The organism is Methylobacillus flagellatus KT (assembly GCF_000013705.1).
GTDB classification, from domain to species: domain Bacteria; phylum Pseudomonadota; class Gammaproteobacteria; order Burkholderiales; family Methylophilaceae; genus Methylobacillus; species Methylobacillus flagellatus.
This window is the reverse complement of sequence record NC_007947.1, coordinates 2,785,890-2,811,451: the sequence shown is the minus strand read 5'-3', so window position 1 is coordinate 2,811,451 and position 25,562 is coordinate 2,785,890. Positions and strand designations below refer to the sequence as shown.

Sequence of the window (25,562 nt, the reverse complement as noted above, 5' to 3'; positions counted from 1 at the left end):
CGCCGACGAATTCGATGTAAGTGATATCCGTTCCCTATGCCCTAGTCGTAGAACACCACCTGCTCTGTGCTGACCGCCTGCGCCATGTGCAGCACGTTTTCCTTTTTTATATTCAACTCAAAATAATAAATATTATGAGGATATGACATTGTGTTGCAGCAGCACGAGCCGAGGTCGGTAAACATTAAGAAATTCAGGCGCGCTATTGCTGAGCAGTTTTTTTCTGTTATTTTTCTGCATCCTCCCGCACGCGTCGGAAGATTTCGAGTGCCAGATGCTCGTGTGCCGCCGAACGAAAAGCTTTGTCGGTCATGATGCGCGAGAAGATTTCCTCGTTGCCCTCCATGCGGTCGATGAACAATTCGTCTAGAGCGCGTTCGAGATAAGATGAAAAATCCCCCAGATTGTTGGCGCGCGCGGCCTCGATGATCTGTTCGTTGCCTTCTGCCGTGGCGCGGATCTGATCGAAGAACAACTGGTCAGCCTCATTGAAGTCGGTGCCAAACCGCTCGTTGAGTTTGTCCACCAGACTCGACAGCGTCACAGGCTCTTCGGCCACGCGCAAGGTGCCCACGTCAGTAGGTCCCTTCAAAGGGGCAGCATAACCTTTACCCAGTTCGATGGATCCTTCGGTCATCTGCTGCAGCCGGAAGTAACGCAACGCCACCTCGTCATCCAGCACGAATGCCTGTCCGTCGCCCGGGGGCGGCAGCTTGGCGATCAGGTTGCGCACGAAGGTGTACAGCTTCTCAAGTTCGCTGTCCTGATAAGGAATGATCTGCGAGAGGAAGGCGTACAGATTCCGGTAAGCGGTGAGCTGCCCGCGAAATTCCTCCTGCTCGTGTTCCTCGCGCTCACCGAAACGATGCACCACCGTATCCAGCAAGGCATTCATCACTCGGTGATCGCTGGCCGAATGTTCACGCTTGGGCCGATACCAAACCTCGGCAAATGCGCCCACGTCGGCGGGCGCGAAGATGGCCCATTCCAGCAATTTGTGCTGCAACTCGGAGAGGCGATGTGGATCGGCATTCTCGCCAATGGGCGTTGCTTCGTAGTAGGGCTTGAACGCCTTGAAGATGTCGTCTTCCTCGTTGGCGAAATCCAGCACGAAGGTGCGCGCCTTGCCCGGCGCCATGCGATTGAGGCGCGAGAGGGTCTGCACTGCCTGCACACCGGCCAGCTTCTTCACCACATACATGGTCTGCAACAGCGGCTGATCGAAGCCGGTCTGGTACTTCTCGGCGACCAGCAGCACGCGGTAGTCGTCACGCTCGAAGGTTTCCGGTAGCTCGCTTTCAGCCAGACCATCATTCATGGACACTTCGGTGTACGAGGCACCGGGGTCGTCCGGGTCTTCCACCGTGCCGGAGAAAGCCACCAGCGAGCGGATGCCGGTATAGCCGTTGGCTTTGATGTACTGGTCGAATGCCAGCTTGTATTTGACCGCGGCCAGCCGCGAGCCGGTGACCACCATGGCCTTGGCGCGCCCACCCAGCTCGTGCATCACATAAAGCCGGAAGTGTTCCACGATGACGGACACCACCTGCTCGATGTTGACCGGGTGCAATTCCAGATAGCGCGTCAGCGCCTTGGCAGCTTTCTTGCGTGGCACTTCCGGGTCGTTCTCCACCTGTTTGATGAGGCCGAAGAAGCGCTTGTAGGTCGTGTAGTTCTGCAACACGTCCATGATGAAGCCTTCTTCGATGGCCTGCCGCATGGTGTATTCGTGGAACGGCGAGGTACCCGACGGTCCCGGCTCATCGAACAGCACCTTGGTCTTGAACTTCGGTGTGGCGGTAAAGGCGAAGAACGACAGATTGGGTTGACGTGCGCGCTTGAGTGCATCGCGCAGCAGCGCCGCTCTGGCTTCGGCAGACAGATCGTCATCCTCCTCGTCCGACATCTGCGCGGCGATCGCGGCTTCGATACCGTCCCGGTTCAGCATGCCGCGCAGTGCGGTTGCTGTCTCGCCGCTTTGTGAGGAATGCGCCTCGTCCACGATCACAGCGAAGCGCCTGCCCGCGGTGTCGATCTTCACGCCTGCGCCCTTGCGCTCAAGCGTGGACAGTGCCTGCGAGATGAAAGGAAATTTCTGGATGGTGGTGATAATGATCGGCGTGCCTTGCGACAAGGCGCGCGCCAGTTGCTGCGTATCCTCGTCAATCTTCTCCACCACACCGGTCTTGTGCTCGAACTGGTAGATCGTGTTCTGCAACTGCTGGTCGAGCACACGCCGGTCGGTCACCACCACTACCGAGTGGAATACTTTCTGGTCTTGGGCATCGTGCAGGCTGGCGAGCCGGTGCGCCAACCAGGCAATGGAGTTAGATTTTCCCGAACCCGCCGAATGCTGGATCAGGTAATTGCGCCCCGAACCCTGCTCGCGTGCGTGGGCCACCATCTTGCGCACCGCATCGAGCTGGTGATAACGCGGGAAAATCATGGTCTCCTTGCGAATGGTGCGTGCGCCCTTGTCGGTCTTGACCTGCCGCTCCTTGACCTCCAGGTGCATGAAGCGTTGCAGGATATCGAGCAGGCTATCGGCTTGAAGCACCTCGTCCCACAGGTAATGGGTTTTCCAGTTGCCCTCCACGGGTGGATTGCCCGCACCGTGGTTATGCCCTCGGTTGAAGGGCAGGAACACCGTCTCCTTGCCCTTCAGGCGCGTGGTCATCCACACCTCGTCCGGGTCCACCGCGAAATGCACCAGGGCGCGTTTTTTGAAGGCGAACAGCAGATCACGTTCGTCGCGTGCCTCGACGTACTGGCGCACCGCATCGGCTGCGCGCTGGCCGGTCAGCGGGTTTTTCAGTTCCGCCGTCACCACTGGCAAACCGTTGAGGCTCAGTGTCACGTCGATGATGCAGCGGCGGTGCTTGCCCTCGGCATTTTTCATCACAGAGGTAAACGCCACCTGCCGGGTGATGGTCAGCCGATTGGCCGCATATAGCGCGGCCGCCTCCGGATTCATGCCCGAGTTGGGGCGGAAATAGGCCAGCCGAAATGTTTTCCCGTAGCACTTGAAGCCGTGGCGCAGCACATGCAGCGTGCCTTTGATCTCCAGTTCCTTTGCCAGACTGTCGAGCACTGTGGCTTCGGTCTTGACGCCGAGCAGGGCCTCAAGCTGCGCCCATTTGGTGGCCTGGCTGTCTTTCAGAAAGCCGGTCACGTCATCGGGAAACAGCGCGAGCGATTCGTCGTAAGCGTTGGGCGAGCGTTTGACGTAGCCGCCTGTGCCGATCAGTCCGGCTTCGATGGCGGTTTCGAAATCGTTTTCAGTGTGGCCGGACATCGGGTGATCTCCTTATCCGTTGAGTTCCGGGATTTGACCGGTGACGGCAGCGGTGATGAGGGCAGCGCGATATTCAATCTTGAACTCTAATGAGTCCGAAATCGCCGTTTCGATCTCATCTATTTTCATTAAGCTCTGGCGAACTTGGGAAATAATATCTTTCTGCTCATCTTTCGGTGGAAGCAAACAGGGCAGATCAACAATTTTGCTTGCTTTCAAGCCCACTGCGGTCGATCCGGTAGCTCGACTTTGAATTTGCGCCTGAAACGGCATAGACATCATCCAGTAGGCGAGATAGTCGTTTTCCAATTCAGGTGTCGAAGTCGTAAATTTAATGATTCGTTGAGCTAGTGCAATATCTTCTCGGTCAACCTGCGCGATCTCGCCTAGAGGGGCCTCTGTCGTAAACAAGACCTCCCCCAACTTTGGCAGGCCACGACGCATTGCCTGCTCATAAATGTCCTCTGGAATGTATTCTTGAGAAATCTGGTAGTCAATCCGACCGTTCTTAATATTCTTTGCCGTTACCAAAAAAACACCAGAAGATGATTTTTCCGGCGTCGCTCCACGATAATCCACACGTGTAGTGCATTTAGTTAGGCCTCGAACCTCCCAATGCGCCGGAATATCACCTAGCCAGTCGATGCCGGAGGGCTTCATGGGGGCATCGGGGTTCATGCCCTTGGTGACAGCGCGGGTGATGAGGGCTTGGCGCTTTTCGGCCAGCCGGTCCAGAAGTGCGCGCTTCTTTTCGATCAGCCCGTCGATCTGGGCGGTCTTTTCGTCCAGGAACCGTGCTATGCGTTGCTGTACTTGGATACACGGTAATGGTGGCGTCCAATCTTTCAAGAATCCTTCTGGTACACGCTTCTGCCCCCCTGCTCCCAGCATTTCCGATTCGCCATGGCTGCGGAAGTCGTGGGCGATGGTCAGATAAAACAGGAAACGGGCATCCAAGGTGGGCAGCGGCCGCAATACGTGCAGCTCCGTGGTACCGAATGCCACGCCATTCTTCAGCCCTTCAGCAATCGCACCCTTGCCGTTTTCAAAGCATGGCGTGATCTTGGCAATGCAGACATCGCCATCTGCGAAGTAGGTGTAGCCAGCGTAGACATCAGCTAGTTCTCGTGTCTGATCTAGTCGCAAGCCGCCTAATTCGCCGACGGCATCCATGGGAACAAATGACACTTCGGCGTCACCGGGCAACTCAAGTTCTGATTTCACCGGATTGGTGCGCACATCGAACCGCAAGCGGCGACGGCTCCATCCCGCAGGTAATGCCTGCCAGTCACGCGCGCTCATGCATCACCTCTCTTCTTTGTCCTGCTCTTTGCTTCTTTCTTAGCTGCAGATTTCTTTGTGCCAATGGAAAGTTTCACAGCATCCGCCGCACTGCGCAGATCTTCAAAATACTGCGCCTCCGCCACCTGCTCGGCCTCCTGCCTCCGCCGCTCGGCGAAGGCGTCGTATTGCCCTTCAGCCCAGTCCAGCGCCTGCTGGCGACTGACCTTGCCAGCGTTATCCAGCACCGGTAGTTCGGTATCGCGCAGGAACTTGTCGAGGAACGCATCCCAGTCGGCCAAGCGGATGTCCTGCCGACGCATGGCGCGAAATTCGGCCTGATCCAGGAACATCACGGTGATGCGGTTGAGGGTGTCGATTTCCTGAGCATCCAGGTAGTTCTTCGCCGTGCCCACGTCCTGCTTGAGCACGCGGCTGCCTTTCCAGGTGGTGACGCCCATGTTGGGCTTGGCGGCATCGGCACGCTGGCGGATGATTTCCGCCGCGGTCAGGCCGGTCGCGGCGTAGTGCATCTTGTTCTGCATGGTGGCAAAGAAGCGCTGGGTAGCCTGGTCGCCTTCGCGGTAGTCCACCGCGAGCTTGAAAATTTCGCGGATGCGCTGGTAGACCCGAGCCTCGCTGGCGCGGATGTCGCGGATGCGGGCCAGCAGCTCATCAAAATAATCCGTGGGGCTGGCATTTCCCTTGAGCCGCTCGTCATCCAGCACAAAGCCCTTGGTCAGGTACTCGCCCAGGCGCGCGGTGGCCCACTGACGGAACTCAGTGCCGCGCGCGGAGCGCACGCGATAGCCGACGGCGAGGATGGCTTCCAGCCGATAGTGCTTGGTGTTGCGGGAGACGGCTCGGCCCCCCTCTTGGCGAACTTGTAAGTACGGCTTACACGTTGCCGCCTCCTCCAGTTCGCCTTCGGCGTAGATCGCCTTGAGGTGCTGGGTGATGTTCTGGGGCGTGGTCTGGTAAAGCTCGGCGATCTGGGCCTGGGTCAGCCAGACGGTTTCGCCGGCCAGCAACACGCGGATGCCCCCCACCCCACCCCCAGCCGGGTAAATCAGCAGCTCACCTTGCGCGGCAGGAACGATGTCCTTCTTGCTCATGCCAGCAGTCCTTTGAGCAAATCGGCGATCTCGCCTTCGAGTTGGCGGATGTCAGCCTCGATCTCCTGCAAGGGGCGAGGTGGCTTGTAGACGTAGAAATGCCGGTTGATCGGGATTTCGTAACCGACCTTGGTCTTGTCATAATCGACCCAGGCATCGGGCACGTGGGGCAGCACTTCCTTCGCCATGTAGGCGTCGATCACGTCACGAAAGGACTCGATCAACCGGTCATTGGGCTTGTCCGGACCAAAGTCCATCGGCAGCGGGAGTACGATGCCTGCAGGCAGCGGAATGTTTTCGGTGTCACGCAGTTCGCTGTCGGGCTCCGGCCTGCCCTTGGCGTCACGGCAGATCTCGGCCTCCGGGTCGCGCTCGCCCAGCGCGGCGAAGATGGCCTTTTTGATGGGCCCGGCCAGTTTCACCCCGGCAGCTTTGGCGGCTTTGTCCAGATCGGCTTCGAACACCTTGCGATCCCTGTAGCGGCCTTTGGCCTCCAGGCTGACCAGCAGGTTGCGAATGGCGTCTTGCTGTTCACGGCCAGCCGCAATCTCGCGTGCTGCGGCCTTGTCGTCCTTGCGCTTCTTGGAGGTCGCCAGGTTGGCAAAGGCAGATTGCGCGTCCAACCTGGCGATGCGCTCGGCGCTGGCCTCGAAGTTCATGCGCAAGGGGCGTTCCACCGTCACCTTGAGAAAGCCGAACTCACGGTTCTCGAAGATGCGGGAAACGACGCGGGTTTCCTTCTCGCCCGTCTTGTGGTCGATCACGACCTCTGCCGTTTCGCCATCCCGGAAATTTCCGTAGAGGCGGGTCAGTTCGCGTATTTGATCTTCGGTGATTTCGTGGCGCTTGTTGTTGAGGCTTTTCTTCATGCGCTGGCAAAAGCGCGTGCCGTCGATCAACTGCACCTTGCCGCGCCGCTCGGGCGCCTTGCGGTTGGTGACCAGCCAAACATAGGTGTAGATGCCGGTGTTGTAGAACAGTTGATCAGGCAGAGCGACGATGGCATCGAGCCAGTCGTTTTCGATGATCCAGCGGCGGATGTTCGACGGCCCCGACCCTGCATCGCCAGAGAACAGCGGCGAGCCGTTGAAGACGATGGCGATCTTGGAGCCAACGGCGTTTTCATCCCCGGCCTTGTAGGGATGCATCTTGGAAATCATGTGCTGCAGGAACAGCAGCGAACCGTCGTTGATAGCGGGCAATCCGGCGCCGAACCGACCAGCGAAGCCCAACTCCTTGTGCTCTTTCTCGACGATGGTCTTCTGATCTTTCCATTCCACGCCAAAAGGTGGATTGGCCAGCATGTAGTGGAATTTTTCTCCTTCGAAGCCGTCGCGGGTTTTGCCGTCACCCAGCGTGTCGCCCAGCACGATGCTGCTGGTGTCCTCGTCCTTGATCAGCATGTCCGAGCAGCAGATGGCCCAGGATTCATCGTTGTATTCCTGCCCGAACAAGGCCAGATTGGCCTGGCGATTCTGGTCGAGGATGAATTTTTCCGATTCCGACAGCATGCCGCCGGTACCGCAGGCGGGATCGTAAATGGTGCGGAAAATGCCTGGGGTGTAGACGTCTTTCTCGCCTGTATAGACGAGGTTCGCCATCAGGCGAATGACTTCACGCGGCGTGAAGTGATCGCCCGCTTCTTCGTTGGCCTGTTCGTTGAAGCGCATCACCAGATGCTCGAACAGGTAACCCATTTGCAGGTTGTCTATGCGATCTGGATGCAGATCGACATCGGCCATCGCCTTGACAATGGTGAACAGTCGATTGCTGGCGTCGAGTTTTTCGATCTGGTCGGTGAACTTGAACCGTTCGAAAATGGTTCTCGCCGTAGGGGAAAAGCCGTTGATATAGGAGACGAGATTCGGTGCAATGTTCTCCGGGTCGCCCAGCAACCGCTCGAAGGTGAATGGGCTGGTGTTGTAGAGCGGATGATTGCGCTTGGGATCCGCCGCGCGGCCAAGCAAGCGCTCCATCGCACTTTCCGGCATGTTCTGCGCCGTCAGCTTTTCGTACTGCTTGAGTACCTTGTCCTTGGTTGGCTCCAGCACGCAATCCAGGCGACGCAACACCACCATCGGCAACATGACCAGACGATATTGAGGTGGCCGGTAGGGGCCGCGCAGTCGATTGGCGATCTCCCATATGGTGCTTTTCAGTACTTCGTGTGTGTGGACATTCATCAAAAATCTTCTTGTTCCAAGTGCGTAAGTTCGCCAGTAATGGTCATGTTATGGCATTGGCGGAGAGTTGTACTGGCCAGCTCAAGCTGGCCAGTACAACCGCTTCAACGGCACAATGCGTTTGGTTTCAGCATCGGTCGCGTCGTAGTGTTCGATCAGGGCACGCACTACATGATCCAGTGTCCACATTGCTAATGGAATGGATGCGCGGTCGGCCTCGTATTGGGCATCCTTGGTGAAGCCACCGGTGCTGACGTACAGCCCGCGATCATCCTTGTGGCGGCCACCGAGGAAGCTGCGGATATCCTGGCTACCAATTTGTCCCTTGTGGTGTTTAACTTCTACGACGATGCGCGGATGTTCAAAGCCGAAGCCATCGGGCGAAGCGACGATGTCCTTGCCACGATCTGATCCGGGCGGCGCAACCTGGGTCTTGTAGCCCATGGCGCGCAGGATGCCGGCCACCAGTTGCTGCATGTCGTCCCAGTCCAGTTTGTTGACCATATCCTTGATGCGTTCCAAGGCCTGGGAATCAATGTCTGCAAGCGGGTCGTCGATGATTTCATCGGGTGGTGTTCCGCAACCTGTGGAGCTACCTTGTAATATTCCCAGGATTTCTGTGGCCACGGCGGCGGGCACTTCAAAAACTGTCATGGTTGAGCCCAGGCTGTTTTTGCTGGGGGTGCTCAAATCATCCCGTGCCAGTTCCTGGGTTTGCCATTTCACCCGGCGTACCAAGGCCATGCCTTGACTCACCAAGTCATGGCGATATTCAGACTCGCTGAGGATGTTGCCGATCAGATAGGTGCGGTTGATGGGAGAGTAAGTGATAACCCAATCATCCACGCTGATTTCATTCACAAATCGCCAGACTTGTGAAGCACCGGAGATAATGGTGCCAGGCTTGGCGTGGGGGTCTGCTTGCTCGTAAAGAGTGATTAATTGCTTGCGGGAGATGCCTTGTTTTGCGTGTTGTGCGAATTGGCTCCATCCGATTGCGGCGATATTGTTTTCTCTGAATTCATCGTAAAGGCTGCCGCCTTCTCCCCGTATCATCCACATTCTTGCCAATCTGACTGCCCCTGAGTTGGTTTTCACTTGGTTCTGCATGATTCTATCAGGTATGCATTTGCAGGTGATTGTCTGTGCAGGGCTTGTGGCATGTGTTTTTCCGGGCGGCAGGCGGGGAAACACAGCGATGAAAAACCGCAGGGGTGAACCTGCGGTTTTGAGTTTGGCTTACAGCGTATTACCGAACAATTGCAAGGCCAGTTGGTAGCCGATGGCGGCGAGCTGTGGGTCGTAGCGTTCGCCCTCGTCGCGCATGAAGGCGTGTTGGCCGTTGAATTCGTGCCAGGTGAAGCTGAGGCCGGCATCCGTTAATTGTTGGTAGACCTGTACGCGGCCTGCGGTCGGGATGTGGTTGTCCTGCTTGCCCCAGATCATGAGCAGTTCGCCCTTGATGTCGGCAAGGCGTTCCATGCTGTGCTGGCCCGGCTTGCTGGGGATGATCTGGGTATGCAGGTCGGTGGCATAGAAGCAGGCGGTGGCCTTGACTTCCGGTTGCAGGGCGGCACGGAATGCCAGGTGGCCGCCGATGCAGAAGCCTGCAGCGCCGATATTGCCATTAAACCAGGGTTGTGACTGTACCCATTCGATCATGGCGCGGTTGTCGCTGTCGTAACCTTGTACGTCTTTGGCCGCCTTGTCGGCATTGCCCTTGTCGCGGCCCGCGTCGTCATAGGCGAGCACGGTGCCGATCGGGTTGAGTTCGTGGAAAACTTCCGGCACCAGCACGGCATAGCCGTGGCCTGCGAGGAAACGTGCGGCACGCTCGATAGGGCCGGTTTGCTGGAATATTTCGGAGTAGAACAGGATGGCGGGGAAACGGCCTTCGCCGGCAGGACGATGCACATAGGTGCGCATGGTGCCGGTGGGGGTTTCCAGGTCGACGATATGGCTTTGAATCAGCATTGCGTGGCTCCTCCCACAAATTTAATTATCAGAACTGGCGATATTCTATCGCGCCAGGGACAATTCGGGCAGGGATATCGATCAGATGTGGATTTGATCAGGCAGGCCAGCCCCGTCCAGCGGGTTTGAAGATGCTTCAGGGCTGGCTGGCAGAGCTTATTTGGCGGACAGGCAGCGCTTCATGAACGCCTTGCGAGCCTCGCCGCTCAGGTCTTGCTTGCCGGCTTCGGCATTGCAGGTTTTCATTTTCTGCTGCTGGGTATTGCCCGCGAGCTCAGGGCCGCTGGACAGGCAGTTTTTCATGAATGCTTTGCGGTCGTCACCCTTGAGGCTTTTCTCTCCGGCAGCGGCGTTGCATGACTTCATGCGCGCCTGCTGGGTGTTGGCCGGTGTGTCGGCTGTCGCGGACAGGCATGACTTCATGAAATCCTTGCGGGCGTCGCCGCTCAGGTTGTTGGCGGCAGCCTCGGCATTGCAGGATTTCATCTTGTCCTGCTGCGGGTTGGCCTGAGCGACAGTGATACTGAGGATGGATAACAACAGGATGCGGATGAGCGGTTTCATTGCAAGAGTCTCCTCGTGAGGTGTTGAGCCATGCTCTGGCCCGGGATCTGCAATGATTATCTTACTGCCGATTGCGCCTGATGCGCTGCCCGGCATTGGAGAAAATGACAATTGTTGACGAAGGGAATGACGCCGCGATATGCAGCAGCAGGTGCTGAATATAGAGGATGACCAGCGCCATGGCGCTGGCCAAGCGCAGCAAGGCTTGGCTGAGAAGTTGCATGGGGATACTCCTGGCTCAGGGAAACATGGCAGTCATCATCGCGTACCGTTGTGACAACGATATGACGTGAAAACCGGTGCCGTGTAGGCTGCAGTAAGTGGAGCCGTGTTGCACGCTTGCAGGAAATGCCGTCTGCCCTGCAAAATCCACATGGCGCATGGATCGATGAAGGAGGATAGGATGCAACAGTCATTGCTGAGGGCTGTGGAGCTGGCTTTGGACGGCGACTGGGACGGTGCGCACCGGATTGCACAGGATGCAAATGAGGAGGTCGCGCATTGGATACATGCGGTGTTGCACAAGATCGAGGGCGATGAATGGAACAGCCGTTACTGGTATCGGCGAACTTCGCACGCGTATGAGGAGTATGCCGATCCTCAGGAGGAACTGCGGGCGATTGCTGCAGTCTTGACGGGCGGGAACTGAGGGCTCCCGCCCTGGGTGGGCTTATACCTTGAACTGCGGACGTCCAGGCTCTGGCCAGTCGGTATGGAAGAATTCACCGCGCGGCTGATCCGTGCGCTCGTAGGTATGGGCGCCGAAGTAGTCGCGTTGTGCCTGCAGCAGGTTGGCCGGCAGCGATGCGCTGCGGTAGCCGTCGTAATAGGACAGCGCTGCGCAGAACGCCTGGGCCGGGATGCCGTTGCGCACGGCTAGCGTGACCACTTCCCGCCAGCTTGCCTGGCCTTCATCGAGCGCTTCAGTGAAGTAAGGGTCCAGCATCAGGTTCTTGAGGCGTGAATCCAGCGCGTAAGCATCGGTGATCTTCTGCAGGAAGCGGGCGCGGATGATGCAGCCGCCGCGCCATATCTGCGCGATCTCGCCGAAATTGAGCTTCCAGTTGTAGGCGACCTGCGCCTTGTCCATGAGTTGGAAGCCCTGTGCATAGGCGCATATCTTGGAACAATACAATGCGTTGCGGATCGCCTCGATCAGTTGTTCGCGATCGGATTCCAGCTTCACCGTGGGCCCTTTGAGGATAGTGCTGGCTTCGACGCGTTCGGCCTTCAATGTGGATAGTGCGCGGGCGAAGACGGCGGCGGCAATCGCATTGGCTGGAGAGCCCAACTCTAGCGCGTTGGCGGCGGTCCATTGACCGGTGCCCTTCTGGCCCGCGGCATCCAGTATCTTGTCCACGAGGAAGCCGTCTCCGGCAGGGTCCTTCTGTTGCAGTATGTCACCGGTGATCTCGATCAGGAAGCTCGACAGCTCGCCCTTGTTCCACTCCTCGAATACTTGGCCGATTTCGTCCGCGCGCATGCCGAGCAGGTTCTTCATGAGCCAGTAGGCTTCGCAGATCAGTTGCATGTCGATGTATTCGATGCCGTTGTGCACCATCTTGACATAATGGCCCGCGCCATCAGGGCCGATATACTCTGCGCAGGAGAAACCGCCCTGTACCGGCTTGCCCGGTGCGGCGCCTTCGATAGGCTTGCCAGTGCGTGGGTCCACCTTGGCGGCAATGTCGCGCCAGATGGGCTCCAGGTGGAACCATGCCTTGCGCGTGCCACTCGGCATGAGAGATGGGCCGAAACGTGCGCCGGTCTCGCCGCCTGACACGCCGGAGCCGATAAATTCAAGCCCCTTCGCGCGCAGTTCCTTTTCGCGGCGGATGGTATCCGTCCACAGGGCATTGCCTCCATCGATGATGATGTCGCCTTCCTCCAGGAAGGGTACCAATGCGTTGATGGTGACATCGGTGGCGCTGCCCGCTTTCACCAGCAATACGATCTTGCGGGGGCGCTTGATGCTCAATACGAAGGTGGCGAGGTCCTCGAAACCCTTGAGGTTATCGGCAGAAGGCTCGTTTTCCTTGCAGTGGGCGATGAATTTGCGCGTTTTTTCCGGGTCGCGGTTGTAGACGGAGATCGTGTAGCCATGATCTGCGATGTTGAGTGCCAGGTTCTGCCCCATGACTGCCAAACCAATGAGGCCAATATCTGCGGTATTTGTACTCATGATGATTGCTTCTTTTGAGTTAGGGTGAATAGGAACGAGAGCCAAACAGCACGCGATCATATACAGACCGGTAAGAATGCTCCCAGGCCAGACTATAGACCTTTATGGAGAAACCTACAAAGCCAAAGTTCCGGTAACGCCGGTAATAATGGTGATTTTTTAGGAGTTTGCCGTGGTGGTGGCGGTCAGGTGGGAAAGGAGGTTGAGGCGGCGGTTGAGTGTGTGTCCTGCAATCAGCAGCAAACTCCCTGGTATTGTCAGCGCAATTTCCGCGGCGGTGTCCATGGGCGCGAATGCCGCGATGCCGACCAAGGCCAGCCCGGCAGCCAGCAACAGGCTGGGCTTGCTGTCGCCGTGATGTCGCCAGCCCGACCATGCGCCGAAAATGGCTGCGGGCAGCAGGGCAATGAACAGCCAGACGTGCACAGCCTCATCGAGGAACACGGAAAGCGGCAGGATCATGGCGATCAAGGGCAGCACGGTACAGTGGATCAGGCAAAGCAGCGAGACGAAATTGCCGAATTTGTCCCAGCTAAGGAATTTTGGATCGGTGAGGCGGATGATGTGCACCACAGTTGCAGAGGTTAACGAATGTGGATTCTAGCCCAATGCGTGGCATGGAGCAACTGTGTTGCAATTTTATGACACGGGGAACCGGCGGTTTTTCTCAGTCTGTGGTTGTTTTTTGCCTGCCGTGTCTGCCAGTCAGCCGACTGAGAAAAGAGCCTGCTAGCTGGGATATGACTGTCAGGGGATTGTTTACCCAGAATTACCTAACTTTACACTGGCCCTACAAACTTAGGCTCAGCCTTGCCAGTCTTATGTTTACTTTCCAAACAAGGGACGAATCGAGGTGTATGGTGGCAATCTCTAAACGGTCGATGATACTTCTTGCACTGACCGGCAGCTTGCTGATGAGCGTCAGTGCCCAGGCTGACCCATGGCGGGGCGGGCACCGTCATGGCGGCCCCAATATCGGGTTTTATTTTGGCCCAGGCTATGGACCCGGCTGGGGGCCCTATTATCCGCGCCCCTACTACGCAGTGCCTACCTATCCCTATTACCCGCCCGTGATCGTCGCCCCCGCGCCGGCACCCGTGCCGCCGCCGGTCTACATCGAGCAGGTTCCGCAGCAAAGCGCCGCGCCCGAGGCGGCGGATAGCGGGTATTGGTATTACTGCAAGCAGCCGGAAGGTTACTATCCCTATGTGAAGGAATGCCCTGCCGGCTGGCAAAAGGTTGCGCCGCAGCCGGCACGGTAATGGAGGGATGCATCATGAAACGCGTTGCCGCATTGATTCCGTTGCTGTTGTTGAGCGCCTGCGCCACCTTGCCCCCGGACGGCCCGAGTCGCATGGCTCTGCCGGGCAGCACCAAGAGTTTCGACCAATTCCGCTATGACGACAGCATTTGCCGTCAGTTCGGCCTGGAGCAAAGCGGCTCTGCCAAGACCGCGGCCCAGGATAGCGCAGTGACCAGTGCCGCAGTGGGCACGGTGGTGGGCGGTTTGCTCGGCGCCGCGGTCGGCGGGCATGAAGGGGCTGCCGTCGGCGCGGGTTCCGGTTTGCTGGTCGGCACCATGGCCGGTACCGGCATGGCGGCGGACTCCTACCAGGCTTCCCAAGCGCGTTACGACAATGCCTATACGCAATGCATGTACGCCAAGGGGCACAAGGTGGCGGTGTCGGGCAGGCTGGCCCAGGTCCGCGAGCAAGCGGCCCCTGTGCGCCGCAGCGTGCCGCCTCCGCCCCCGCCACCGGGATATCGCGGCGAGCCGTTGTCGGCCGGCGTACCGCCGGATTACCGGGAATAGAACATTTTCAAGTTGTTTGCATGTATCGGGGATAGACAGCGCGTTCGAGAACGCAGGATCAGGAGGACAGTATGAAACAGGTGAATAAAAACAGGCTTTGGTCAGCCCTTGGCATGGTATTGATTGCCAGCATGCTCGGCCAGGCGGCCGCCTATGCGGACCGGGACGACAGGCATGATCGGGGGCAGCGTCAGGAGCAACGCTGGGATAGAGGCCATGACCGTGGTCATGGCGACCGGCAGTACCGGCAGCAAGACAGGCGTTGGGATCGCGGTGCGCGTCCCGTGATTGTGCAGCAGAACGTGCACTATCAATTCCGCGACCAGGACAGGGCAAGGCTGTATACGCAATACCAGCGCAGCCTGCGCGGGGTCAGGTGGGACCGCAGGCCGGATTTCCGCGCCGGCTACGCCGTCCTGCCCGCGTATCGTCCCTATATCACTCCCGTACCGGTCCATGTGCTGCGCACGTTGCCACCGCCGCCGCCAGGATATGTGATCGGCTACTACCAAGGTTATAACGTGGTTTACGATCCTACCACCTATGTCATCCTGACGGCGATAGACCTGCTGGCAAGGTAACGCCGGGGCTGGACAGTGCAGTTCAGCGGGCTATCGGCTCTCCCCACTGCACCTCGCCCAGCCCAAGCTTGCGCAACGCAGCATTGACCCTGGAATAGGGTTGGCTGCCGAAAAATCCGCGGTGGGCGGATAGCGGTGAAGGATGTGCCGAGCTGATGACCTGGTGCCAGGACGCAATGAGCGGGCGAAACTGCTGCGCATGGTTTCCCCACAGGATGAATACCAGCGGCGCTTCGCGCTGGCCCAGATAGCGCATGACCGCATGCGTGAATGCCTGCCATATCTTGCTATGGGCGCCTGCCACGCCGCCGCGCGTGGTGAGCGAGGCGTTGAGTAACAGCACCCCTTGCTTCGCCCACGGCATCAGGTTGCCGCTCGACAGGGTCTGGCCCACATCCGTCTGCATTTCCTTGAGCATGTTGCGCAACGAGGGCGGTGGCCTGACGCCTTCCGGTACGGAGAATGACAAGCCATGGGCTTGCTGGATGCCATGATCCTCACCATGATAGGGATCCTGTCCCAGCAGTACCACCCTTGCCGCTGCTGGCTCGACCTGGCGCAATGCTTCGAACCATAGTCCCCGGCGCGGACGTACATCCTGCTCTGGTTCCAGGCTGGCGCTGATGCTGTGGTACAGCGCCTGCAATTCAGGAATAGCCTCCACCCAGGCGGGCGGGAGTGATTCCGGACGTGGATGGGTCACGGGGTCCAGCATTGTGCTCATTGTCGTTCAACCAGGGGAGAATGATGCGGGCTACGGTACTAAATTCATTGCTGCCGGGCAAGCGCAAAAGGCGTAATATCGTTCCAGGGAGGATTTTTCTGAGCGCAAGAACCATCGAGGCGGGCGCCAGACTTGCCGGTGATGCGAGTTCGATACTATGGAGAAAGCATGATGAAAACCCTGGCTACCCTATCCTTGTCCCTTTGGGCCGCTTTGCCTGCCAATGCCACATCGTTGGCGGAAGACGAATTCCAGATCATGAAGGCCTGCCATGTGAATGCAACCGCCATGAATCTCAACGGGCAGGTGCGTGAGCACTACCTCAACAATTGTGTGTTGTCCTCTGTGAGCGAGGCGGCGCACCAGGCCCGCAAGCAGTGCCAGATCAGTGCCACGGCGATGAACCTCGACGGTGATACGCGGCGGAACTACCTTGCCTCCTGCCTGGCGAGCAATTGAGTCAGGCCAGGTAGTCCTGTAAGCGGTCAACCAGCCAGTCCATGAAGACACGGACCCGGCGAGGTTGGTGACGCCGGTTCGGGTACAGCATGGAGACTGGCATCGGTGCTGCGCGGTATTCCGGCAGCAATTCGACCAGCCTATCTTGCATGATATAGGGCCGGGCTGCGGCCTGTGGTACCTGGATGATACCCAGGCCTGCCAGGCATGCCTGGGTATAGGCGTCGCTGTTGTTGACCGTGATGATGGACTGCATTTTCATGCGGATGATGTCGCTTCCCTGGACGTACTCCCAGTAGGCTTCCTCAGAGCCCAGCACTTGCGTGTAATGCACTACGAAATGTCGCGTCAGCTCGTCCAGCGTTTGCGGCGTGCCGTGCTGTTGCAGGTATGCCGGGCTTGCGCAATTGACGATGGGGTGGAGGCCGACCTGGCGTGCGACCAGTCCCGAGTCACCCAGGCTGCCGACGCGTATCACGCAGTCGAAGCCTTCCGCTACCAGGTCCACTTTGCGGTCAGTGCTGCTGAGCTCGATTCTGATGCCGGGATGCTGCCGTAGGAATGCAGGCAGGTGCGGCATCAGCACTTCGCGTGCGACGGCAAGCGGCACATCCACACGTATGCGTCCCTGAATGCCTGTTTCGTCGAGCAGGAACATGGATTCGAGCTCGTCCATATCGGTCAGCAAATCCTTGCAGCGCTGATAGAACAATTCTCCGTCATGCGTGAGCACGACTTTGCGCGTGGTGCGCTGCAACAACCTGGTGCCAAGATGCGCCTCCAGCTTCTGCACTGCCATGGAAATGCTGCCCTTGGGCAATCCCAGGCTGGTGGCTGCCTGAGTAAAGCTCGAAAGCTCAGCAACGCGGGTAAATACCGTCATGGCATGCAGCTTGTCCAAGAGGAGTGCCTATTTTGTTCATTTAAAGTGAACAGTGTAATCATTTTGTGGGTATTTATCACGATTTGTTGTCGCAATAGACTATGTCCACATCATTCATGAAGGAGACAATGTAATGAGCAAGATTGCAATGATCACCGGCGGTAGCCGAGGGCTGGGACGCAACATGGCGTTGCATCTCGCACGTAAAGGTGTGGACAGTATCATCACCTACCGTAATGGCAGGGAGCAGGCAGACGCCGTGGTCGCCGAGATCGGTGAGCTTGGCGCAAAGGCTGCCGCCCTGCAGCTGGATGTGGGCGACAGCAGCAGTTTCGCGGCTTTTGCCGCCGAGGTGCGCCCGGTACTACAGCAATGGGGCAGGCAGGATTTCGATTTCCTGGTCAATAACGCCGGGATGGGCATCCACAGCCCGATTGCCGAGACGACGGAAGCACAATTCGATGCGCTGGCCAATGTTCATCTCAAGGGTGTGTTTTTCCTCACCCAGGCATTATTGCCCTTGCTGCGGGACGGCGGGCATATTCTCAATATTTCCACCGGCCTGACGCGGTTCTCGCTACCGGGTTACGCAGCCTATGCTGCGATGAAGGGTGGGGTCGAGGTGCTGACCAGATATCTTGCCAAGGAGTTGGGGCCACGCGGCATTCGCGTCAACGTTGTGGCGCCGGGGGCGATAGCCACGGATTTTGGTGGCGGTGCGGTGCGCGACAATGCGGACCTCAACCGTTTCGTGGCCGAGCAGACGGCATTGGGGCGCGTGGGGCTGCCCGATGATATCGGCGGCCTGGTGGCGGTGCTGCTGTCGGAAGAAAGCGGCTGGGTCAACGGCCAGCGCATTGAGGCGTCCGGCGGGATGTTCCTGTAGGCTGCTTCCCGGTGCAGGTACTATTGCGCCGGGATTTTGCCATGACCCGCGGTGCGGCTTGCGTTCCCTCAGGCTCGGAGCGCCTGCGGCTGGACATGCAGCGGTAATTGAAGTGTGAAGGTAGAGCCTTCACCGAGCGTGCTTTGCACGGTGATCCTGCCGTGGTGCGCTTCTGCTAGGTGCTGGGCAATATACAGCCCCAGCCCCAATCCTGAACTCACCTGGTTGCCCTGGCAACGCTCGAAGGCGAGGAAGATACGGGCCTGATCTTCAGGAGAAATGCCTACACCGTGGTCCTTGACGGCAATCAGGGCGTGACCGTCTTGTCGCTTCAGCGAGATGCGGATGGGCTTTTCCCTGCCGTAGCGCATGGCGTTGGTCAGCAGATTGGCAATGATCTGCTCCAGGCGGAAGGCATCCCATTCGCCATGGATTTGCTCTTCCGCTGCCAGTTCCAGGGTGTAACCCAAGGCCTGCGCCTGCGGTGTCAGGTCGTGCACCAGGCGCTGCAGTAGTTCGGTTAGGTTGGTGCTGACTGGCCGCACGGACAATTTGCCGCTGGAGATGCGCGTGAGGTCCAGCATGTCGTCGATCAGGCGGATCATGTTCTTGATCTGGCGACGGTCACGTTCCGTCATTTTCTGCAGTTCCTGCTGGCTGAAGGCGGCGAGATTGCCGCGTTCCAGCTGCAGGGTGCGCACCTGCACGTCCAAGAACAGGGTATTGAGCGGGGTGCGCAGTTCATGCGCCACCATGGAGATGAAGTTGTCACGGATGGTGATGGATTTCTCAAGCTCCGCTTGTGTGTGGCGCAGTTCCGCAAGCAGGGATTCCTGCTTTTTCCGGCTGGCTTCCAGCGCAGCGACCTGGCGCTGGATTTCCATGCGTTGCTGGTGCAGGGCGACGAAGACGTTGACCTTGCTCTTGACGGCGCCGATGTCGAGGGGCTTGTGAAGGAAATCGACGGCGCCAGTGGCATAGCCGCGGAAGTCGAAGTTGGACTCAGTCGCCGCTGCGGTGACGAACACGATGGGAATGTCCCGCGTCTTGGCCGTGCCGCGCATGAAGTTGGCCAATTCGAAACCGTCCATGCCCGGCATCTGCACATCGAGGATGGCCAAGGCGAAGTCGTGCTCCAGCATCAATGCGAGGGCTTCCTCTCCCGACCTTGCCTCGTAAATGACACGGTCCTCGCCACGGATGATGGCAGAGAGCGCCTGCAGGTTTTCCGCCAGGTCATCCACAATCAGCAACTTGCTGGGCAGCAGCTCCGTATCAGTGGACATAAGTTTCTCCCAATGAGATCAATAATTGTTCGATGTCTGCGAGGCGCAATACCAGGTCGGGCTGTTGCAGGCTGATGGCTGCGCGCGGCATGTAGTCTATTTCCGCTTCATCCGGGTCCTGAACGACGCTGAGGCCGCCCGCCTGCTTGACGGCCCGCAAGCCGGCAGCGCCGTCCGGGTTCGCGCCCGTGAGCAGGATCCCGAGCAAGGTGTCCGCATAGGCATCTGCGGCGGACTCCATCAGGATATCAATGGCAGGCCGCGAAAAGTGCAAGGGCGCCTCGCAGCTCAGCGAGAACTGCAGGTTGTGCTCAATCGCCAGATGGTAGCCGGGCGGGGCGAAATACAAGGTGCCGGGCGCAATCTCTTCCTTGTCCTCGGCTTCCTTCACTGGCATTCTCAGGTGATGCTGGAACAACTCCGGCAGCCTGCTATCACGCATGTGCTGCATGTGCAGCAGCGCCACGATAGGCATGGGATAACGTGCCGGCAGGCGATGAAAAAGCTTCAGCATGGCGTTGACGCCGCCAGCGGAAGCGCCGATGACGACCGCGCGGATCATGCGCTGTTGCAGGAGATGGCAGAATGCTTTCTGCATCACTCCACCTTGCGGAAAATGCGTTCACGTTTCTGTACGGCTTCGAAATGCTTGTTGTACTCGGAAAAATCGATGCTTTCCTTGCTGCCCAGGCCGAGAAAGCCGCGATGGCAGAGTGAGTCGTGGAACAGCCCCAGTGCGCGGTCCTGCAGCTTGCGGTTGAAGTAAATCAGCACATTGCGGCAGGAGATCAGGTGGGTTTCCGAGAAGACGCTGTCGGTGGCAAGGCTGTGATCGGCAAATGTGACGTTTTCGCATAGAGAGCGGTCAAACAGTGCGCCGTTGTAGGCGGCGGTGTAGTAGTCGGAAAACGCCTGCTTTCCCCCGGAATCGTGGTAGTTCTTGGTGTACAGCTGCATGCGTGCCAACGGGAAAACGCCTCTTCGCGCCTTGTCCAGCGAAACCGGATTGATATCCGTGGCATAAATGATGGTCCGCTCCAGCAGGCCTTCCTCGCGCAGCAGGATGGCCAAGGAGTACACTTCCTCACCCGTGCTGCATCCTGCGACCCAGACCTTGAGCGAAGGATAGGTCCTGAGGATAGGCAGGACTTCCTCGCGCAGGCAAGCGTAATAGCCGGGGTCGCGGAACATTTCGCTCACCGGGATGGTAAGGAATTGCAGCAGCTGCATGAACAAGTCCGCGTCGTGCAGGATGCGCGCCTGCAGCTCCGAGACAGACTTGCAGCCAAAGGCGCGGACGGCCTGTACCACGCGCCGTTTCTGCGATGAGCCGGTGTAATCGCGGAAATCATAGTTGTAGCGCAGGTAGATCGCTTCTGCCAGCAGGCGCAATTCGATGTCCAGCGTGCTCATGTGGGCATGAGGCTGTTCCGGACTATGGACAGTTTTTTGCTGCATGTGCCTCACTCAGTGTGGTTGAGCCCGGCGGGTAGCCAGACACGCAATAGTGAATACAGGCGTGACAGTTCGATGGGCTTGGCAAGATAGTCGTTCATGCCGGCCTTCATACACTGCTCCTGGTCATCCTTCATGGCCTTGGCGGTGATGGCGATGATAGGCAGACGCTCGAAGCGGCTGTCGGCACGGATGCGGCGCGTGGCCTCCAGGCCGTCCATTTCGGGCATCATGACATCCATCAGCACCAGGTTGATATCGGGAATCCGGTTCAGTTTTTCTATGGCTTCAAGGCCGTTCCGCGCCACTTCAATCTTCATTCCCTTCTGTTCCAGGGCGCTGGTCAACGCGAACACGTTGCGCACATCGTCATCCACCAGCAGGATGTGGCGTCCGTCGAACACGCGCTCGCGGCTGCGCAGGGCCTGCAACATGCGCTGCCGCTCGCTGGAAAGTTCGGATTCCACCTTATGCAGGAACAAGGTGACCTCGTCCAGCAGGCGCTCGGGTGAGCGCGCGCCCTTGATGATGATGGAGCGCGAGTATTTCAGCAGTTCTTCCTCTTCGTCACGGCTGAGGTTGCGGCCAGTGTAGACGATGACGGGCGGGAAGGCGCAGATGTCTTCGCTCGACATGCGTTGCAGCAGCTCGCTGCCCTGCATGTCGGGCAGCTTGAGGTCGATGATCATGCAGTCGAAGATATTGTGGCGCAATTGCTCCAGCGCCTGCTCGCCGAATTCTACCGCGATGATTTCCACGTCGTCATCGGCGATCAGCTGATGCACGCTCTCGCGCTGGCGCGCATCATCCTCGACCAACAGTACGCGCTTGATTTTCTGCGAGAGTTTTTCTTCCAGTCGTGCAAATACCTGCTTCAATTCCTCCAGCGTCGTGGGCTTGAGCGCATAACCGATGGCACCCAGGTGAAGCGCGGCTTCGCTATGGTCCTCGCTGGATACCACATGCACCGGGATGTGGCGAGTGAGTCCGTTTTGCTTGAGGGTCTGCAACACGCTGAGTCCGGATTCGTCCGGTAGGCGAATATCCAGCAGAATGGCCTGTGGCTGATATTTTTCCGCAACAAGCAATCCTTCGTCGGCAGCATGCGCCACCAGGCATTGGTAACCCATCTCATGCGCGAGGTCGAAAAGGATGCGCGCAAATGCAGGTTCATCCTCGATCACCAGCACCAGCCGCTTGGAGCCGTGGGCCTGTTCGCGGTCATCGGGAAATGTCGGGCCTGAGAACTGTTTCGGTTGTTTTGTCGGCGGCTCCTGCTGCTGCACAGGCTGTATTGGGTCAGGCGATGGCTGGGGCGGCGGCAGCATGGCGGCAGGCTGCCATTGCCTGGGCACCAGCAGCGTAAAGCTGCTGCCTTCGCCGCGTGCGCTTTCCACGTTGATGGAACCTCCCAGCAGGGCAGCGAGGTTGCGGGAAATCGACAGGCCAAGGCCGGTGCCACCATAGCGCCGGCTGGAGGTGCCGTCCACCTGGCGGAACGGCGCGAAGATGGCCTCATGCATGCTCGGGTCTATGCCGATGCCCGAATCTTTCACGGTGAAGCTGATCTGGTCATGTGCATTGTTGGAGATATGCAGGGAAATGCTGCCTTTATCGGTGAACTTAATGGCATTTGAGAGTAAGTTCTTCAATATCTGTTCCAAACGCTGGCGGTCTGTATAGATCGTATCCGGGGTTTGCGGGCTGATATCGATGCTGAAATCAAGCTTTTTCTGCTGGGCAAGCGGCTCGAATACGGCCTGCAGCGAGTTTGCCAAGTGCTGGACGGCGAGCTCCTGCGGCTTCAGTTCCAGCTTGCCGGCCTCTACCTTGGAAATGTCGAGAATGTCATTGATCAGGTTGAGCAGGTCATTGCCGGCGGAATAAATGGTTTGCGCAAATTTGACTTGTTCCTCGCTGAGGTTGCCTTCACGGTTGTCGGCGAGCAGTTTGGCGAGGATGAGGGAGCTGTTGAGCGGCGTGCGCAGCTCATGCGACATGTTGGCGAGGAATTCCGATTTGTACTGGCTTGCCCGCTCGAGATCCTCCGCCCTTTCGCGGAGTTGGGCCTGCACCTCCTGCAATGCGGCGTTCCTTTCATCCAGCCTGAGCGCCTGCTCGGCAAGCTTGTCATTGGTTTGCTCCAGCTCGGCCTTCTGATTTTCCAGGGTGGCTTGCGATTCTTCCAGGATACGGGACTGCTCTTCCAGCTCCTCGTTGCTGGTACGCAGTTCTTCTTGCTGTACTTGCAGTTCCTCGTTGAGCTGCTGGGTTTCAGCCAGCAGATCCTGCAGGCGCTGGCGCGACAATGCGGCCTCGATGGCGATCCCCAGGTTGCCGGAAATCAAGGAAAGAAACTCCATGTCCAGCGGCTCGGGCTTGCGCATGAAGCCCAGCTCAATCACACCATTGATGCGTCCGTCATTGTTGATCGGCACGATGACCAGGTGGCGTGGCGTGGCGTCGCCCAAGGCCGAGTTGATCTTGATATAGTCGCTCGGCAGGTCGTCAAGGTCGAGGGTGCGGTTTTCTGCCACGGCCTGTCCCAGCAAACCCTGATGAGCGCGTATGACAGAATCTTGCTGCTCGTGCTCAGGGCTAAAGCCATAAGTGGAAAAGCGCCTGAGTGCGCCATCGTCTTCGCGTACATACATCGCGCCTACCTGAGCGCCGATGTATCGGGCCAGAAAGTCGAGAGAGGTGCGGCCCAGCTGCGGTAATGCCATCTGCCCGATGCCTAGCTCAGCCAACGCGGTTTGGCCAGTACGCAACCAGGTTTGCCGTTGTTGGTGATCGGCATGTTCCTGCTGGTGGCGCAGCACTTCTTCATAATTTTGGGAGAGGCTCAGCAACTCGCGGCGGCCAAAGTAGCCCAGGAACCCGGTCAGCCCCAGCACGAACAACAGGTAGGAGGCCAGCGAAAAGGATGTGGTCTTGCGAGCGCTGTCGCTCCTGGTCTTGAGTATGCGTTCTTCTTCGGCGACGAATGCGGCAAGTTCATTGCGAATCGCGTCGAACTGCATTTTTCCGTTGCCCTGACGTAGTATGGGCATGAAATCCTCGCTGGCCTGCCGCTTGCTGATCATCTGGCTGGCGTATTCATGCCATTGGTCGATATAGGCCTGGGTGCGCTTGAGGCGGTCCGTCTGGGCAGGGCTATCCTTGACCAGCAACGCCAATCCCGAGATTTCAGCCTGAATCTTGGGTTTGCTCAGCAGGTAGGGTTGAAGGAAACTGTTATCGCCGCTCAACAGGTAGCCTCGCATCCCGCTTTCCATATCCACCGCCAGCTTGGATACTTCCTGGGCCTTGCCGATGACGCGTTCGCTGTGCTCCACCCAGTTCATGGAGTCCAGAAGGTTGAAGATGAGGATGACGAAAAGCGCAGCGCTCGCGATACCGACGCCGAGCGGTAGCATGATGTTGCGGCGCAGGATGCGCTTGAAACTGGTTTGATCGATATTATTAGCCTGATAACCGCTCATGAAATGCTTATCCTGCAGATCTCAAGATGCGTTAGTGTAGCGCAACTGAGAGGCGTGCAGGCGCCAAAAGCGCTGAATATCGCGATAATTCCAGTAAATAAGCAGCGATTTTCGCTAAAGTAGGAATAGTCTTACAAAGTCGGGTAACCGCGTCCTACGTCAAGTGTCCGCAAGGCAGGGCTTGCGGTTCTTGCGTTACCTCATCAGTGGCTATCGCGCTCCACTTTGTATGGCTTGCCCTTGTGCTTGGTGGAGGCGAGCTTCTCAAGTTCCTGTTCACTCATGCTCTCGACCATGCTCCGTGAAGCTCCCTTCAGGTCTTTTTTGCTGGCTTCTCCACGTTTGGCTGCGAGCGCGGCACCGGCAGCCATTTGCTGTGCCTTGGATTTTGCTGGCATGACGCTTCTCCTGCAATCCTGGGAGCGTTCAGTGTGCGCAAATGTGAGGTGTATGGCAGTCAGCCAATGTCTCTTCTTGCTGTGGGAGAAATCAAGCAGGGGGCATGGCCGTTTTAGTGGCTTTTACGACGGGATGTATGATCACTGAGCAGGTCATGCCGGCGACCAGCACGGCGTTTTCGGGAATGTCGTCGATATGGATGCGCACCGGCACGCGCTGGGCCAGGCGCACCCAGTTGAAGCTTGGGTTGACGTTGGCTAGCAGCCTGACATCGGTTGGGTTGTCGCGGTCGGTGATGCCGCGCGCGAGGCTTTCGACATGCCCGTGCAGGACGAAGTCGGTGCCCAGCATGCGGATTTCCGCCGGGTCGTTCACATGGATGAGGGCGAGCTTGTGCTCTTCGAAGTAGCCGTAGACCCAGTAGGATTTCTGGTCGATCAACGCGAGCTTGGCTTCGCCCGCCTGGGCATAATCTCCTGGCCGCACCAGCAGGTTGGATACCCAGCCGTCGACAGGCGCCCGCACCTCGGTGCGCTCGAGGTTGAGTCTGGCATGGCCGAGTTCGGCACGGGCTTGGTCAAGGTCAGCCTTGGCTGCCAGCGTGATCAGGTCGGAATCCTCCCGGTCCTCGCGTGAAATCACCTGGTCGTCGAGCATGGCGCGCCGCGTGGACTGCCCCCGTTTGAGGGCGAGGTTGATCTTGCGCTGCTCCAGCTTGGCTTCTGCCTCTTCCAGGGCATGGTGGTAGCGCTCGGCGTCGATACGGAACAATACGTCGCCTTTTTTCACGAACTGGTTGTCGTGCACCACGACTTCGGTGACCAGGCCGGAGACGTCGCTGGCGATATTGACGACATCGGCACGCACCCTGCCGTCACGTGTCCATGGCGAGTCCATGTAGCGTACCCAGAGCATGTGCCCCATGATCACGGCGGTCACCACGACGAGTAGTGTGAGAGAAATACGCAGGATGTGCTTGTAAAGGTCTTTCATATGC

Annotated in this window: 24 protein-coding genes; 6 read left to right on the top strand and 18 right to left on the bottom strand. The window is 58.3% G+C overall.

The features are described 5' to 3' along the window. Positions 1–226: 226 nt before the first annotated feature. From MFLA_RS13285 to MFLA_RS14720, 8 genes are all read right to left on the bottom strand, one after another. Entirely contained in the window at positions 227–3,295 is a 3,069-nt protein-coding gene (locus tag MFLA_RS13285) for a type I restriction endonuclease subunit R (RefSeq protein WP_011480825.1), read from the bottom strand. 12 nt (positions 3,296–3,307) lie between these two features. Next, positions 3,308–4,597 (bottom strand): restriction endonuclease subunit S, encoded by a 1,290-nt coding sequence (locus MFLA_RS13280; protein WP_011480824.1) that lies wholly within the window; start codon positions 4,595–4,597, stop codon positions 3,308–3,310. After that, on the bottom strand, positions 4,594–5,691 hold the full coding sequence (locus tag MFLA_RS13275) for a virulence RhuM family protein (RefSeq protein WP_011480823.1): 1,098 nt from the start codon (positions 5,689–5,691) through the stop codon (positions 4,594–4,596). Before MFLA_RS13275 ends, MFLA_RS13280 begins: the two co-directional genes overlap by 4 nt. Then, a complete protein-coding gene (locus tag MFLA_RS13270; protein ID WP_011480822.1) occupies positions 5,688–7,874 on the bottom strand; it encodes a type I restriction-modification system subunit M in 2,187 nt (728 codons plus the stop codon). The genes MFLA_RS13275 and MFLA_RS13270 overlap by 4 nt, the downstream gene beginning before the upstream one ends. An 81-nt stretch (positions 7,875–7,955) precedes the next feature. Beyond that, positions 7,956–8,984, bottom strand: a complete 1,029-nt coding sequence (locus MFLA_RS13265) for a restriction endonuclease (protein ID WP_011480821.1) — start codon at positions 8,982–8,984, stop codon at positions 7,956–7,958. Between the two features lie 129 nt (positions 8,985–9,113). Further along, positions 9,114–9,848, bottom strand: a complete 735-nt coding sequence (locus MFLA_RS13260; RefSeq protein ID WP_011480820.1) for a dienelactone hydrolase family protein — start codon at positions 9,846–9,848, stop codon at positions 9,114–9,116. Positions 9,849–10,004: 156 nt separating this feature from the next. Beyond that, positions 10,005–10,412, bottom strand: coding sequence for a PsiF family protein (locus tag MFLA_RS13255; protein WP_011480819.1), 408 nt, complete (start codon positions 10,410–10,412; stop codon positions 10,005–10,007). Positions 10,413–10,473: 61 nt separating this feature from the next. Further along, entirely contained in the window at positions 10,474–10,635 is a 162-nt protein-coding gene (locus MFLA_RS14720; RefSeq protein ID WP_195742016.1) for a hypothetical protein, read from the bottom strand. Between the two features lie 180 nt (positions 10,636–10,815). Here MFLA_RS14720 and MFLA_RS13250 point away from each other — a divergent pair, with 180 nt between their 5' ends. Beyond that, positions 10,816–11,061: a hypothetical protein gene (locus MFLA_RS13250; protein ID WP_229407067.1), complete on the top strand. Its 246-nt coding sequence runs from the start codon at positions 10,816–10,818 to the stop codon at positions 11,059–11,061. A 21-nt stretch (positions 11,062–11,082) separates the two neighbouring features. On the opposite strand, the gene gndA is transcribed toward MFLA_RS13250, so the two are convergent. Together gndA and MFLA_RS13240 are read right to left on the bottom strand one after the other, a co-directional pair. Beyond that, positions 11,083–12,594, bottom strand: coding sequence for an NADP-dependent phosphogluconate dehydrogenase (gene gndA, locus MFLA_RS13245; protein WP_048811761.1), 1,512 nt, complete (start codon positions 12,592–12,594; stop codon positions 11,083–11,085). A 159-nt stretch (positions 12,595–12,753) separates the two neighbouring features. Continuing rightward, complete coding sequence (locus MFLA_RS13240; RefSeq protein WP_048811760.1) at positions 12,754–13,164, bottom strand: MerC domain-containing protein; 411 nt, start codon at positions 13,162–13,164, stop codon at positions 12,754–12,756. Positions 13,165–13,508: 344 nt separating this feature from the next. On the opposite strand from MFLA_RS13240, the gene MFLA_RS13235 reads away from it, so the two are divergent. From MFLA_RS13235 to MFLA_RS13225, 3 genes are all read left to right on the top strand, one after another. Further along, positions 13,509–13,856 (top strand): hypothetical protein, encoded by a 348-nt coding sequence (locus MFLA_RS13235; RefSeq protein WP_229407066.1) that lies wholly within the window; start codon positions 13,509–13,511, stop codon positions 13,854–13,856. Between the two features lie 14 nt (positions 13,857–13,870). Beyond that, positions 13,871–14,407 (top strand): YMGG-like glycine zipper-containing protein, encoded by a 537-nt coding sequence (locus tag MFLA_RS13230; RefSeq protein ID WP_011480814.1) that lies wholly within the window; start codon positions 13,871–13,873, stop codon positions 14,405–14,407. Positions 14,408–14,478: 71 nt separating this feature from the next. Next, positions 14,479–14,988: a hypothetical protein gene (locus MFLA_RS13225; protein WP_011480813.1), complete on the top strand. Its 510-nt coding sequence runs from the start codon at positions 14,479–14,481 to the stop codon at positions 14,986–14,988. A 22-nt stretch (positions 14,989–15,010) separates the two neighbouring features. On the opposite strand, the gene MFLA_RS13220 is transcribed toward MFLA_RS13225, so the two are convergent. Beyond that, on the bottom strand, positions 15,011–15,712 hold the full coding sequence (locus MFLA_RS13220) for a uracil-DNA glycosylase (RefSeq protein ID WP_011480812.1): 702 nt from the start codon (positions 15,710–15,712) through the stop codon (positions 15,011–15,013). 168 nt (positions 15,713–15,880) lie between these two features. Between MFLA_RS13220 and MFLA_RS13215 the strand changes: the two genes are divergently transcribed. Continuing rightward, the gene (locus MFLA_RS13215; RefSeq protein ID WP_011480811.1) at positions 15,881–16,171 is read left to right on the top strand and encodes a hypothetical protein; all 291 of its coding nucleotides are present in this window, start codon (positions 15,881–15,883) and stop codon (positions 16,169–16,171) included. Between the two features lies 1 nt (position 16,172). Here the strand turns inward: MFLA_RS13215 and MFLA_RS13210 are convergent, their stop codons facing one another. Then, positions 16,173–17,072 (bottom strand): LysR family transcriptional regulator, encoded by a 900-nt coding sequence (locus tag MFLA_RS13210; protein ID WP_011480810.1) that lies wholly within the window; start codon positions 17,070–17,072, stop codon positions 16,173–16,175. A gap of 115 nt (positions 17,073–17,187) precedes the next feature. Here MFLA_RS13210 and MFLA_RS13205 point away from each other — a divergent pair, with 115 nt between their 5' ends. After that, entirely contained in the window at positions 17,188–17,940 is a 753-nt protein-coding gene (locus tag MFLA_RS13205) for an SDR family NAD(P)-dependent oxidoreductase (protein ID WP_011480809.1), read from the top strand. Between the two features lie 68 nt (positions 17,941–18,008). Here the strand turns inward: MFLA_RS13205 and MFLA_RS13200 are convergent, their stop codons facing one another. From MFLA_RS13200 to MFLA_RS13175, 6 genes are all read right to left on the bottom strand, one after another. Further along, positions 18,009–19,226 (bottom strand): hybrid sensor histidine kinase/response regulator, encoded by a 1,218-nt coding sequence (locus MFLA_RS13200; protein ID WP_011480808.1) that lies wholly within the window; start codon positions 19,224–19,226, stop codon positions 18,009–18,011. Beyond that, positions 19,216–19,824: a chemotaxis protein CheB gene (locus MFLA_RS13195; RefSeq protein ID WP_011480807.1), complete on the bottom strand. Its 609-nt coding sequence runs from the start codon at positions 19,822–19,824 to the stop codon at positions 19,216–19,218. Before MFLA_RS13195 ends, MFLA_RS13200 begins: the two co-directional genes overlap by 11 nt. Beyond that, positions 19,824–20,684 carry a CheR family methyltransferase gene (locus MFLA_RS13190; protein WP_011480806.1) on the bottom strand — a complete coding sequence of 287 codons (861 nt, stop codon included), beginning with the start codon at positions 20,682–20,684 and terminating at the stop codon, positions 19,824–19,826. The genes MFLA_RS13195 and MFLA_RS13190 overlap by 1 nt, the downstream gene beginning before the upstream one ends. 5 nt (positions 20,685–20,689) lie before the next feature. Then, on the bottom strand, positions 20,690–24,166 hold the full coding sequence (locus tag MFLA_RS13185; RefSeq protein WP_011480805.1) for a response regulator: 3,477 nt from the start codon (positions 24,164–24,166) through the stop codon (positions 20,690–20,692). Between the two features lie 203 nt (positions 24,167–24,369). Beyond that, positions 24,370–24,564 carry a DUF3008 family protein gene (locus tag MFLA_RS13180; protein WP_011480804.1) on the bottom strand — a complete coding sequence of 65 codons (195 nt, stop codon included), beginning with the start codon at positions 24,562–24,564 and terminating at the stop codon, positions 24,370–24,372. Positions 24,565–24,655: 91 nt separating this feature from the next. Then, positions 24,656–25,558, bottom strand: coding sequence for an efflux RND transporter periplasmic adaptor subunit (locus MFLA_RS13175; RefSeq protein WP_195742015.1), 903 nt, complete (start codon positions 25,556–25,558; stop codon positions 24,656–24,658). Positions 25,559–25,562 lie beyond the last annotated feature (4 nt).